The organism is Parahoeflea alexandrii (assembly GCF_024105735.1).
GTDB classification, from domain to species: Bacteria; Pseudomonadota; Alphaproteobacteria; order Rhizobiales; family Rhizobiaceae; genus Hoeflea; species Hoeflea alexandrii.
Genome location: NZ_JAAAML010000002.1, coordinates 460,602 through 473,664, shown reverse-complemented (window position 1 = coordinate 473,664; position 13,063 = coordinate 460,602). Strand labels below are relative to the sequence as shown.

7 protein-coding genes are annotated in these 13,063 nt (G+C 62.9%); 4 read left to right on the top strand and 3 right to left on the bottom strand.

The genetic code is table 11. The features are described from left to right. Positions 1–112 precede the first annotated feature (112 nt). The 3 genes from dnaK to GTW23_RS11970 form a co-directional block, all read right to left on the bottom strand. Positions 113–2,026 carry a molecular chaperone DnaK gene (gene dnaK, locus GTW23_RS11980; protein WP_152010971.1) on the bottom strand — a complete coding sequence of 638 codons (1,914 nt, stop codon included), beginning with the start codon at positions 2,024–2,026 and terminating at the stop codon, positions 113–115. Between the two features lie 252 nt (positions 2,027–2,278). Next, on the bottom strand, positions 2,279–4,474 hold the full coding sequence (locus GTW23_RS11975; RefSeq protein ID WP_152010972.1) for a transglycosylase domain-containing protein: 2,196 nt from the start codon (positions 4,472–4,474) through the stop codon (positions 2,279–2,281). Between the two features lie 230 nt (positions 4,475–4,704). Further along, positions 4,705–6,096 carry a M20/M25/M40 family metallo-hydrolase gene (locus tag GTW23_RS11970; RefSeq protein ID WP_252915940.1) on the bottom strand — a complete coding sequence of 464 codons (1,392 nt, stop codon included), beginning with the start codon at positions 6,094–6,096 and terminating at the stop codon, positions 4,705–4,707. A 471-nt stretch (positions 6,097–6,567) separates the two neighbouring features. Between GTW23_RS11970 and polA the strand changes: the two genes are divergently transcribed. From polA to GTW23_RS11950, 4 genes are all read left to right on the top strand, one after another. Then, entirely contained in the window at positions 6,568–9,513 is a 2,946-nt protein-coding gene (gene polA, locus GTW23_RS11965) for a DNA polymerase I (RefSeq protein WP_152010974.1), read from the top strand. 170 nt (positions 9,514–9,683) lie between these two features. After that, entirely contained in the window at positions 9,684–10,715 is a 1,032-nt protein-coding gene (locus GTW23_RS11960) for a helix-turn-helix domain-containing protein (protein WP_252915939.1), read from the top strand. 92 nt (positions 10,716–10,807) lie between these two features. Next, positions 10,808–11,551 (top strand): alpha/beta fold hydrolase, encoded by a 744-nt coding sequence (locus GTW23_RS11955; protein ID WP_252915938.1) that lies wholly within the window; start codon positions 10,808–10,810, stop codon positions 11,549–11,551. Positions 11,552–11,554: 3 nt separating this feature from the next. Further along, on the top strand, positions 11,555–13,003 hold the full coding sequence (locus GTW23_RS11950; protein WP_252915937.1) for an amidase: 1,449 nt from the start codon (positions 11,555–11,557) through the stop codon (positions 13,001–13,003). Positions 13,004–13,063: the final 60 nt, after the last annotated feature.

The following is a 13,063-nucleotide window of genomic DNA, read 5'->3' as shown; positions in this document are numbered from 1 at the left end:
AATAGCAACACGTTTCAAAGCAAGTTAACGCATCAGGCTTTCCTTTATTAACATTAATGCAAAAAGGGCGCCCTTTCGGACGCCCTAAAGCTGGTTTTCCTGAAGTGCAGGATCAGGCTGACTTTTTCTCGTCGGTGTCGTCGTCCTTGACTTCCTCGAAGTCCGCATCGACGATCTTTTCCTCGCCTTCGGCTTCGCCGGCACCTTCTTCGGCCTGGCTCTGCTCGTACATGGCCTGACCGAGTTTCATGGATACTTCCATGAGGGTCTGGCTCTTGGCCTGGATGTCGTCAGCGTCGGGCTCCTCGGCTTCCACCGCGGCCTTCAGCGCTGCAATCGCATCGGCGATGGCGGTGCGATCCTCTTCGGAGACCTTGTCGCCGTAATCCTTGAGCGACTGTTCCGAAGAATGGATCAGGCTCTCGCCCTGGTTCTTGGCCTCGACGACGCCGCGGCGCTTCTTGTCGGCCTCGGCATTGGCTTCGGCTTCCTTGATCATCGCGTCGATGTCGGAATCGGACAGGCCGCCAGATGCCTGGATGCGGATCTGGTGTTCCTTGCCGGTGCCCTTGTCCTTGGCCGAGACGTTGACGATGCCGTTGGCGTCGATGTCGAAGGTCACTTCGATCTGCGGTACGCCGCGCGGCGCCGGCGGAATGCCGACGAGATCGAACTGGCCGAGGATCTTGTTGTCGGCAGCCATTTCACGCTCGCCCTGGAAGACCCGGATCGTCACCGCGTTCTGATTGTCTTCGGCGGTGGAGAAGACCTGGCTCTTCTTGGTCGGGATCGTGGTGTTGCGGTCGATCAGGCGGGTGAACACGCCACCCAGCGTCTCGATGCCGAGCGACAGCGGGGTCACGTCAAGCAGAAGAACGTCCTTGACGTCGCCCTGAAGAACGCCGGCCTGGATGGCCGCACCCATGGCGACCACTTCATCCGGGTTGACGCCCTTGTGGGGGTCCTTGCCGAAGAACTGCTTCACCACTTCCTGAATCTTGGGCATGCGGGTCATGCCGCCGACCAGAACCACTTCGTCGATATCAGCGGCCTGCAGGCCTGCATCCTTGAGGGCTGCCTTGCACGGCGCGATGGTGCGCTGGACGAAATCATCGACAAGACTCTCGAACTTGGAGCGGCTGAGCTTCAAGGTCAGGTGCTTCGGGCCCGATGCATCGGCAGTGATGAAGGGCAGGTTGATTTCGGTCTGGGACGCGGAAGAGAGCTCGATCTTGGCCTTCTCTGCGGCTTCCTTGAGCCGCTGCAAGGCCAGCTTGTCCTTCCGCAGGTCGATGCCCTGGTCCTTCTTGAACTCGTCGGCAAGATAGCCGACCAGACGCATGTCGAAGTCCTCACCACCGAGGAAGGTGTCGCCGTTGGTCGACTTCACCTCGAAGACGCCGTCGCCGATCTCGAGGATCGAGACGTCGAACGTACCACCGCCAAGGTCATAAACGGCAATGGTCTTGCCTTCGGTCTTGTCGAGGCCATAGGCGAGTGCAGCGGCGGTCGGCTCGTTGATGATGCGGAGCACTTCGAGGCCCGCGATTTTGCCGGCGTCCTTGGTTGCCTGGCGCTGGGCGTCATTGAAGTAGGCCGGAACCGTGATGACGGCTTTCTCGACCTTTTCACCGAGATAGGATTCGGCGGTTTCCTTCATCTTCTGAAGCACCATGGCCGAGATCTGGGACGGCGAGTAGCTTTCGCCATTTGCCTCTACCCAGGCATCGCCATTGTCGCCGCGCACGATCTTGAAGGGGACCAGTTCCTGGTCCTTGGCAACAGCCTTGTCCTCGAAGCGGCGGCCAATCAGTCGCTTGACCGCGAAAAGCGTGTTTTCCGGGTTGGTCACTGCCTGCCGCTTCGCGGGCTGGCCGACCAGACGTTCACCATCGTCGCTGAAGGCCACCATCGAAGGGGTGGTGCGGGCGCCTTCCGCGTTTTCGATCACGCGGGCGTCCTTGCCGTCCATGACTGCGACGCAGGAATTGGTGGTTCCGAGGTCGATACCGATTACTTTAGCCATATTGAATTCTCCTTGAAGCGAGCTGCCGGGACCCGGTCAGGCGTTCCATTCGACAGCCCCTAACGGGACATTACTAGAAAACAGGATGCTCTCGTCATCCGTTTCCGCCGCCAGAGCCAAGACCGCAGGAGCGGCGCTCGCCGGAAGCGTTGAGGCGTATATAAGAATGTCACTTCCAGACTGCAAGCGTCATGGGAAATGCAGATTGCAGGATTTTGTCTGATTATCGCGGGTTTAGGGCGCCAAATACCGTCAATTGCCCATCAGGATATCGAGCAGGGTGGTTCGCCTGCCTGCACCGGACTGTGCCGGATCGGCGCCGATGTCGGCTGGCGGGGTCATGCTCATGCCGTCAGTGGCGCCGGTGGCGTCGCGCGAGACCGGCACTGGTGCCAGATCACGCATCAGGCCCGCGACCGGATCGCCGACCTGCACTCCATCGCCCTCGATCACAACGGGCGGAAGAGCCCCGCCAAGTGGCAGCCTGGCCGGCGGCACGCCATGATGGGCCGCCTGCATGAATTGCTTCCACGTCTCGGCCGGAAGACCGCCGCCGGTGACATTCTTCATCGGCTTGCCGTCGTCATTGCCAAACCAGACGCCGGTGACGAGATTGGCGGTGTAGCCGACGAACAGCGCATCGCGATAGGACTGGGTGGTCCCGGTCTTGCCTGCGGCGGGCCAGCCGTCCAGGCGCGCCTTGCGGCCGGTTCCCTCCTCGACGACGCGCACCAGCATCTGGTTCATCATCGCGGCAACGGCGGGATCGATGACCCGGGGCGGATTGTCGTAAGCGTTCTCGTAGAGCACCTTGCCATCATGGGTGGACACCCGCCGAATGACATGCGGCGTTGCCTTGTAACCGCCGTTCATGAACGGGGCATAGGCGCCGGTGAGTTCGAGCAGCGAGACTTCCGAAGTGCCGAGCGCAATCGAGGCATTGGCCTTGAGCGGAGCCTCGATACCCAGGCGGCGGGCGGTCTTGACCACCGTCTTCGGACCAACCTCCATCACCAGCTGGGCGGCGACGGTGTTGAGCGAGTGGGTCAGCGCATCGGACAGGGTGACGTTGCCGCGGTACTTGCTGTCATAGTTCTCGGGAGTCCATTTGCCGATTTTCACAGGCGCGTCATTGCGCACCGACAGCGGCGTCCGGCCCTGTTCGAGCGCTGCGGCATAGACGATGGGCTTGAATGCGGATCCGGGCTGGCGAAGCGCATCGGTCGCCCGGTCAAACTGGCTCGTGGCATATTCGCGGCCGCCGATCAGCGCCCTGACCGCGCCGGTGCCGTCGATGGAGACGAGCGCGCCCTGACTGACCCTGGACTTGGCACCATTGTCCCCGATCGCCTCCCGCAGCGCCTTTTCAGCTTCGCGCTGCAGCTGGAAATCGATCGTGGTTTCGACCACCAGGTCATCGGTGATCTTGCCGACCAGGTCAGGCAGGCGCTGCATGACCAGATCGGCAACATAGTTTTCGGAACCGGTCCAGTAGCTCTTGGCGCGTACCTGCGGGCTGGTCAGCGCGGTGGCGATTTCGCTGTCGGAGACCACTCCCTGCTCGCGCATGGCGGCCAGCACAACTTGCGAACGGGCCTCCGCCGCCTTCGGATCACGCGCCGGCGAGAGCCGTGAGGGAGCCTTGAGCAGACCGGCCAGAAGGGCTGCCTCGGCCAGCGACACGTCCCGGGCGGGTTTGCGGAAATAGCGCCGCGACGCCGCCTCGACGCCATAGGCGCCGGAGCCGAAAAACACCCGGTTGAGGTACATTTCGAGGATCTGGTCCTTGGTGAAGCGGTGCTCAAGCCACAGCGACAGCAGGACCTCCTGGACCTTGCGCTCAATCGTGCGCTCCGGAGACAGGAACAGGTTCTTTGCCAATTGCTGGGTGAGCGTCGAACCGCCCTGAACCATGCGTCCGGCAGTTACGTTGGCCATCATGGCGCGGGCCAGACCGATCGGGTCGACACCAAAATGAGAGTAGAAGCGACGGTCCTCGATGGCGATGACGGCTTCTGGAATGTAAGGCGACATTTCGCCCAGCAGCAGGGCTTCGCCGCCGGTGGCGCCGCGATTGGCCATGGTCTCGCCGTTGACCGAAACGATCTTGACGTTTGGCGGCCGGTCCGGAATCGACCAGGTCGCAGCACTCGGCATGCGCGCGCCATAAAAGGCGACAATACCGGCGATGGCGATGCCGCCCCAGATCCCCAATACGCAGCACCAGTAGGCGATGGAGCGCACGGCGCCGGTGATGCGGCCCCGGGACGTCCGCGCTTTCGGCTTGCGGGCCTTTGACTGCGACTTCTTGCGGCGTTTGGCGGAGGCAGCCTTGCTGGTGGTTTTACCGGCCACGCGCTCATCGGCCATGGTGCGCGCGTTCCCGTTCGATCGCGATCCCTCGAACGAGGGTTCAATGCGGCTTCGGGGGGTCTTCTTGCGCGCCATGAAGGGTCCGGATGCTGTCTTGTCCCGGCGGGCCGCGCAAACAGAGAAAACGCGGCAGTAATCCGGGGTGTGGTTTCACAGCAATTCCGGCAAGGAACCAAGTCTGTCCCATTCCGAAACTGCCCGGCGATGTGAAAACACCCTAATTGCGACGATTTAAGGGGTGGTTAAGGAAACCACCCCTTCGGGACATGCGGCAATCCGATTTGCGAGGGTATCGAATGCGGCGATCAGCGCACCGAGAGCGCATCGAGAATGCGGACCCAGGACCGGATGCCCTTGGCGAAGGAGGTCAGGTCATACTTCTCGTTGGGCGAATGGATGCGGTCATCGGTCAAGCCGTAGCCGCAGAGCACCGACTGCAGACCGAGAATGTTCTGGAAATCGCCGACGATGGGGATCGAGCCGCCCATGCCGATCATCACCGCGGGTTTGGGCCATTCGTCGGTCAGGGCATGGCGCGTCTTGGTGACAACGGCTGAATCAAACGGCAGCTGGATGGCAGGCGAACCACCATGCGGGGAGAAGCTTGCGGTGCAATCGGCGGGCAGACGCGCCTCGACATGGGCGCGGAAGGAGGCGCGGACCTGATCGGGGTCCTGCTTCCCAACAAGCCTGAAGGAGACCTTGGCCGACGCTTTCGCCGCGATCACGGTCTTGAAGCCTTCGCCGGTGTAACCGCCCCACATGCCGTTGACTTCTGCCGTGGGCCGCGCCCAGGTCTGTTCCAGAACCGAACGGCCCTGTTCACCCGAAGGCACCGAGAGACCTATTTCGCCGAGAAAGTCTTCGGCTGTCCTGCCAAGGCTGTCCCAGCTGGCAAGAACCTGCGCCGGGGTTTCTTCGACGCCGTCATAAAAGCCCTCGAGCGTCACCCGTCCGGTCTCATCGTGCAGATCGGCGAGGATCTTCGACAGAATATGCAGCGGGTTGGCAGCCGCGCCGCCGAACAGGCCGGAATGCAGATCGCGGTCGGCGGCATGGATTGTCACCTCCTCGCCGACCAGGCCGCGCAGAGCAACCGCAATCGCCGGCGTTTCTGGGTCCCACATGCCGGTGTCGCAGACCAGGGCGCACTCGGCCTTGAGTTCGTCGGCATTGGCTTTGAGGAACGGCTTGAGCGAAGGCGAGCCGGATTCTTCCTCACCCTCGAACAGGATGGTGATGCGGCATGGCAGGGTGCCGGACGCCGCCTTCCAGGCCCGGCAGGCCTCGACAAAGGTCATCAACTGGCCCTTGTCGTCGGAGGCGCCACGGCCAGTAATCGCCTTGCGGCCAGGGGCGATTTCCTTGATCGCCGGCTCGAATGGCGGATCGGTCCACAGATCGAGCGGGTCGACCGGCTGCACGTCGTAGTGACCGTAGAACAGATAATGCGGCGCATCGGGTGTGGCGCCAGCGTGATGGGCGACCACCATGGGATGGCCCGCGGTGTCGCGCAGGCTAGCGTCGAAACCAAGCGCGGCCAGTTCATCGACCAGCCACAGACCGGCGCGGCGGCATTCCGGCGCATAGGCCGGATCCGTCGAGATTGACTGGATGCGCAAAAGACCGAACAGGCGCTCGAGACTGTCATCGAAATTGGCGTCGGCTGCGGAAAGGGCGGCGGTCAGGTCTGTCATGGAATGCTCCGGAGGGAATCAGAAGCGCAGAGACTAACGCCGGGACCGGGCAAAAGAAAAGCCGCCATGGCCGGAGGGGAAGGCCATGGCGGCGTATTGTTAGGACAAGGGCCATTAAGGGGGGCGGGGCGGCCCTTGTCCATTGTCTGGAAGCGGCGGGGGACGAGCCGTGATTTCCAGACATCGGCTTATTCGTTCGCCGGTGATTAACATTTGGTCGGGGGAATGTGGCTTTTCAAGGACACGAACATTACGGTTTTGTAACGTATGCGTGATCGCGCCCGAATCACCCAGACAGCCGCGGCGCCGAGGAAACCCAGCTGAACGGTCGGCCGGGGCCCGTCAGGGCAACAGGCCATGCCCATCCTTTAAAGCAGTTTTCCGAGGCGGGCCAGCCGCCGATCGAAATTTAGCGGCACGGCGTGGCAAACTGCATGGACCTTGTGCCAGCCCCGCGCTAATCCTTGCGGCATGAAAAAAGGTGATCACCTCTTCCTCGTCGACGGCTCCGGCTACATATTCCGCGCCTATCACGCATTGCCGCCACTGACGCGCAAATCCGACGGCCTGCCGGTCGGCGCCGTGTCGGGCTTCTGCAACATGCTGTGGAAGCTGTTGTCGGAGGCGCGCGACACGTCCGTCGGGGTGACGCCGACCCATTTCGCGGTGATATTCGACTATTCCTCGAAAACCTTCCGCAACGAGCTCTATCCCGAATACAAGGCCAACCGGTCGGCGCCTCCCGAGGACCTGGTGCCACAGTTCGCAGTCATTCGCGAGGCGACGCGGGCGTTCGACCTGCCCTGCATCGAGATGGAGGGCTTCGAGGCCGACGACCTTATCGCCACCTATGCGCGGCTGGCGCGCGAAGCGGGTGCAGATGTCACGGTGATATCGTCGGACAAGGACCTTATGCAGCTCGTCGGTCCGCAGGTGTCGATGTATGACAGCATGAAAGACCGGCAGATCGGCGTGCCGGAGGTCATCGAGAAATGGGGCGTACCGCCCGAGAAGATGATCGACCTGCAGGCGCTGACCGGTGATTCGGTCGACAACGTGCCGGGTATCCCCGGGATCGGACCGAAAACCGCAGCCCAGCTGATCGAGGAATTCGGCGACCTCGACACGCTGCTCGAGCGTGCCGGCGAGATCAAGCAGAACAAGCGGCGCGAAAACATCATCGAATTTGCCGACAAGGCGCGGATCTCGCGCGAGCTGGTTCGCCTGAAGGACGATGTCGAAGTCACCGAAAAACTCGACGAGCTGGTGCTCAACCCGCTCGATGGACCCAAGCTTGTCGCCTTCCTCAAGGGCATGGAGTTTACCTCGCTGACGCGCCGGGTGGCCGAAGCCACCGAAACCGATGCCAGCGCGGTCGATGCGGCGGAGGTGGCCGTTGATGCAGCAGCCGAGATGCGCGGTCCCGATCTCGACCCCGGGAAGGCCGGGAAGGCCGGGGCTTCCGGGACAAGCGGCAAAGGCGATGATACACCGCAGGGACTGGCCAAGCGGCGCGCGGAAGCTACAGCCTCTGCAAAGATAGACACATCGGCCTACGAAACGCTGCGCGATATTGACCAGCTCAAGGCCTGGTGCGCGATGGCACGCGAACGCGGCCTCGTTGCCTTCGACACCGAAACCACCTCGCTCGATGCGATGCAGGCGGAGCTGGTGGGTTTCTCGCTGGCGCTGCCGGAAACCGCGCCCGATACCGGTGATCTGATGGTCCGGGCCTGCTATGCGCCGCTCATGCACTCCAACGGCGCTGGCGACCTGCTCGGCGGCGGCGGAGCGCAAGCCGGCCAGATGCCAATGCAGGAGGCCTTGAGCGAACTCAAGGCGCTGCTCGAGGACCCGGCGGTTCTCAAGATCGGGCAGAACCTGAAATACGACATGCTGGTGATGGCGCAGCACGGCATCTCGATCGAAAGTTTCGACGACACGATGCTGTTGTCCTATGTGCTCGAGGCCGGCGCCGGCGGGCATGGCATGGACTCGCTGTCGGAGCGCTGGCTTGGCCACACCACCATTGGCTACAAGGACGTGACCGGTTCGGGCAAGAACGCGATTCCCTTTGCCGAGGTGCAGATCGACAAGGCGACCGCCTATGCCGCCGAGGACGCCGAGGTGACGCTCAGGCTGTGGCACGTCCTCAAGCCGCGGCTGGTGGCAGACGGGGTTGCATCGGTCTACGAGCGGCTGGAGCGGCCGCTGGCGCCGGTGCTGATGCGGATGGAAAAGCATGGAATCCGGGTCGACAGGCAGATCCTGTCACGGCTATCGGGCGAACTGGCGCAGGGTGCGGCAGCGCTGGAGGCGGAAATCCAGGAACTGGCCGGCGAGAACTTCAATGTCGGCTCGCCCAGGCAGCTCGGCGAGATCCTGTTCGACAAGATGAGCCTGCCGGGCGGCACGAAAACCAAGACCGGGCAATGGTCAACCACCGCCCAGGCACTTGAGGACCTGGCTGCCGCCGGGCATGAGTTACCGCGCAAGATCGTCGATTGGCGGCAGCTGACGAAGCTCAAATCGACCTACACCGACGCGTTGCCCGGGTTCATCAACCCCGAGACCAAGCGGGTGCACACGTCGTTTGCGATGGCGGCGACCACCACCGGGCGGCTTTCCTCGTCGGATCCGAACATCCAGAACATTCCGGTGCGCACAGCCGCAGGCCGCAAGATCCGCACAGCCTTCATCGCCGAACCGGGCAATGTGCTGATCTCGGCGGATTACAGCCAGATCGAGCTGAGGGTGCTGGCGCATGTCGCCCATATTCCGCAGCTGACACAGGCCTTTGCCGACGGCGTCGACATTCACGCCATGACCGCATCGGAGATGTTCGGGGTTCCGATAGAGGGCATGCCTTCCGACGTGCGCCGACGCGCCAAGGCGATCAATTTCGGCATCATCTACGGCATCTCCGCCTTCGGCCTTGCCAATCAGCTTGGTATCGAGCGCTCCGAGGCGGGCGAGTACATCCGCAAATATTTCGAGCGTTTCCCGGGTATCAAGGACTACATGGAAGCCACCAAGGCGGAAGCCAAGGAAAATGGCTATGTGACGACGATCTTCGGCCGCCGGGCACATTACCCGGAAATCCGTTCGTCCAACCCGCAGGTCCGCGCCTTCAACGAGCGCGCCGCGATCAATGCGCCGATCCAGGGATCCGCCGCCGACATTATCCGCCGCGCCATGGTGCGGATGGAACCGGCGCTCGAGAAGGCCGGCAAGAAAGCCCGCATGCTGTTGCAGGTACATGACGAACTGATTTTCGAGACTGCCGAGGCCGACGCCGGATCGATCATTCCGGTGATTGTCGAAGTGATGGAAAACGCCGCCATGCCGGCGGTCGATATGGCGGTACCGCTGAAGGTCGACGCCCGCGCGGCCCTGAACTGGGACGAGGCGCACTGAGGGCGATCCGAACCGTCGTGCAGACCTCCCACGGAATCACTGGCCCAAGCGCGCGCCTGATGCTGTGATCGGTGCATTTTACCCCGCTCGACAGGTGGCAGTGGAAATAACCCGCCATTCGGCTTAGCCTGCCACCCCAATCGCAACGGTTGAACAGCGGGTGAGGTCAAATGAGGTGCATTGACAGCGTACAGGGCAGCAGCGCTCCGGCTGACGCGATCAGCCTTTCCGCCAATGGCCTTGGCCTGAGGAGCGGGCTGCTTCGCGGTTCAAGCGAGGACGGCGATACAGATGCGGCGATCCGCCTGTCGTTCGACCAGCCAGCGGGGCGGGGCGAGATCGGCTTTTACGAGTTCGATCCGGATTTCAACATCATCGTCAGCGACTGCTTCTGGCGCCAGGACGGCTTCGTGAAATATGCCGGAGAAGGATGGATCCGGTTCAATTTCTGTCTCGATGCCAAGGCCGCTTTCGATTTCGAGGAACTTGGCCGGTTCGAGCTGCGCGGCCAGGAGCTCAGGGTGTTCCACCAGCCCGAAGGAATGGATTGCGGGCATCATATTTTTGGCAATGGCAGGTCCGTATGCGTGACGATCTCGGTCAGGCGCGCCTATCTCGGCAAGCTTCTTGGGACCCGGGACAACCGGTTCCTCGAAAGCGCGGAACAGACCGGCGGGGACGGCTTCTTCTTTCAGCGCTACGAGATGGATCCGGCGTCGCTGCGCGCGGTGGCCGACATGCTGACGATGAAACACCGCGGAACCCTGCGGCTGCTTTACGCCAAGGCCAAATCTGAAGAGTTGCTTGTCAATGCGCTGTCATTTGCCGGCCACGGGGAGGGGGCAAGTCCGCGCATCCGGCTGGGCGAGCGGGACCGGACCCGCATCCTGCAGGTGCGCGAAATGCTCGACGAGACTTTCGCCAAGCCACCGCCGGTCTCCGAACTGGCCCGGCGTTTCGGCATCAACCGCAACAAGCTGTCCTACGGGTTTCGCGCGGTGCACGACCGCTCGATGAGCGAATACATTGCCGACCGCCGGCTTGAGACCGCTTGGCAACTGCTCGACGAAACCGACCGTCCGGTGGCCCATATCGCCGAAGAAGTGGGTTTCAGCCACCTGCAGAGCTTCTCGTCTGCGTTCAAGAAACGCTACGGGCTTTCGCCGAGCATGCTGCGCCGAAGCGCTTCGGACGAAAAATGACAGCCGCCTAAACAGCAGTGATCCCGGCCTAAGACAGGCGGCCGCGGCGCTGGCAGGTTCTTTCCAACGACAAACCGTCAAGGGGAAGAACAATGGCGAGCGACAACGACAAGATCACATTCGTGCTGGTGCACGGATCATGGCATGACGGCAGTTCCTGGCGCTTTGTGGAGAAGCACCTGCATGCCGCGGGACACGCGACCCTCGCCCCGACGCTTCCCGGGCGGGGAGACAGCGCATCCATGCCGATCACCTTCCAGGACTGCGTCGACTGTGTGGTCGATGCCGTGAAGGCCGCCGGCCTCAGCGACATCGTTCTGGTCGGGCACAGTGCCGGCGGCTCGGTCGTGCGCAAGGCAGCCGAGATGCTGGCGGACCGGATCAGGCGTCTTGTCTACATCTCGCCGCTGCTGGCCGGCAATGGCGAGCCGGTGCTTGCCGCGGTTCCGCCGGATTACGGTGCATTGTTCAAGCAGATGGCGGAAGCATCACCGGACAATACGGTGTTTCCGCCATGGCCGGTGTGGCGCGACGGCTTCATCGGCGATGCCGACGAGGCAACGGCCAAAGCGGCGTTTGACGAATTGTGCCCGGAACCGTTCGGGCCGATCGTCGAGCCGATCGATCTGACCACCTTCGAAACTCTGCAGATTCCGACGAGCTACATCAACCCGACCGAGGACGTGGTGTTTCCGATCGGCGAATGGGGTTTCTTTCCGCGCATGTACCACAAGGTTGCGCCCTGCCGGCTGGTCCAGATCCCGGGCAGCCACGAGGTGATGTATTCCAACCCCGAGGCGCTGGCCGGGGCGCTGGTGGTTGCGGGCAGGGACTGAGCGATGATTTCAGAGGCGGATTACACAAGCCGCGACGCCACCGCCCTGGCCGACCTCGTCCGCAGGGGCGAGGTCTCGCCTGAGGAGCTGCTCGATACGGCAATCGCCCGGATCGAGCGCCTCAATCCGCACCTCAACGCGGTGGTGGAGACGCTCTACGATGCGGCGCGGCGCGATATCGCGGATGGCCTGCCGGACGGACCCTTTGCCGGCGTGCCGTTCCTGGTCAAGGACCTGCACACGCTGGTCAAGGGCAGCCGTCTCAGCCATGGATGCCGGTTTTTTGCCGGCCATGTCAGTTCGCATGACAGCTCGGTCGTGGCAAAAGCGCGGGCGGCCGGTCTCGTCATTGCCGGGCGGACCAATTCCCCCGAGTTCGGTCTCAACTCCACCACTGAATCCCGGTTTCTGGGACCCGCGCGAAACCCCTGGAACCCGGAGCACTCCAGCGGCGGATCGAGCGGCGGCAGTGCGGCTGCGGTGGCCGCAGGGATGGTCCCGCTGTCGCACGCGACCGACAGCGGCGGCTCGATCCGGATCCCCGCATCCTGTTGCGGCCTGATCGGGCTCAAACCGACCCGCGGCCGGGTGCTGGCAGGGCTTGATATCGGCGAAGGCTGGCACGACACGTTCAATGCCTTCGCCATCACCCGCAGCGTGCGCGATACGGCGAGATTGCTCGATTGCCTGAAGAACGGCGGCGAGCCCGCGCCCTATTACCCGCCCTATCACGACATGTCCTTTTCAGAGATCCCCGACGCCCCGGCGAGGCCGTTGCGGATCGGCATCCTTGAGACACCACCGAACGGCGTCGCGGTTGATCCGGAAGTGTGCAACGCGCTCGACGGTACCCGCAAGCTGCTGGAACAGCTCGGCCATGTTACCGAGACGGCGAGCCTGAGCTATGAGACCGGTCCGGCCGCCGAAGCGTTTCTCAATGTCATCTGCTCTTCGGTTGCTTCCACTGTGGGCTACCACGAAAAGCACACGGGAACCGTGGCGCGGCGCGAGGATTTCGAAGCGTCGGTCTGGAGCGCATTGCAAATCGGGCGGCAGATCCCGGGTGGCGAACTCAATGCGGCCATTGCCTGCATCCACCTGACCGGCGCGGAGATATTGAGACAGCTTGGCTCTTTTGATGCGGTGCTGTCTCCGACGGTCGCCAAACCGCCGCTGCCGCGCGGGCAGCTTGATGCCGGCGAGGCAGACATCAAGACGTTCCTGTCCAAGGTCTTCGCTTTCGCGCCGTTCACGTCGTTTTACAATATCAGTGGTCAACCGGCGATCAGCCTGCCGGTTGCCTGGTCGCCCGAAGGGCTGCCCATCGGTATGCAGTTTTCGGCCAGACCCGGCCGGGAAGACGTGCTGATCCGGCTGGCCGCGCAGCTGGAAGCGGCGCTCGACTGGAGCAAGCCCCAGACCGCGCTGATGGCCAGGCTCACCGAGCGATAGGCCTCCCCGGTGTCCCCGCTGCGCAGCGGGGGTTGAACTCTCGGCATCGCGGCAGGAATG

What these genes read in the sequence shown, in the direction of transcription:
- dnaK (WP_152010971.1), bottom strand. Translation starts at nt 2,026, where the DNA reads ATGGCTAAAGTAATCGGTATCGACCTCGGAACCACCAATTCCTGCGTC.
- GTW23_RS11975 (WP_152010972.1), bottom strand. Translation starts at nt 4,474, where the DNA reads ATGGCGCGCAAGAAGACCCCCCGAAGCCGCATTGAACCCTCGTTCGAG.
- GTW23_RS11970 (WP_252915940.1), bottom strand. Translation starts at nt 6,096, where the DNA reads ATGACAGACCTGACCGCCGCCCTTTCCGCAGCCGACGCCAATTTCGAT.
- polA (WP_152010974.1), top strand. Translation starts at nt 6,568, where the DNA reads ATGAAAAAAGGTGATCACCTCTTCCTCGTCGACGGCTCCGGCTACATA.
- GTW23_RS11960 (WP_252915939.1), top strand. Translation starts at nt 9,684, where the DNA reads ATGAGGTGCATTGACAGCGTACAGGGCAGCAGCGCTCCGGCTGACGCG.
- GTW23_RS11955 (WP_252915938.1), top strand. Translation starts at nt 10,808, where the DNA reads ATGGCGAGCGACAACGACAAGATCACATTCGTGCTGGTGCACGGATCA.
- GTW23_RS11950 (WP_252915937.1), top strand. Translation starts at nt 11,555, where the DNA reads ATGATTTCAGAGGCGGATTACACAAGCCGCGACGCCACCGCCCTGGCC.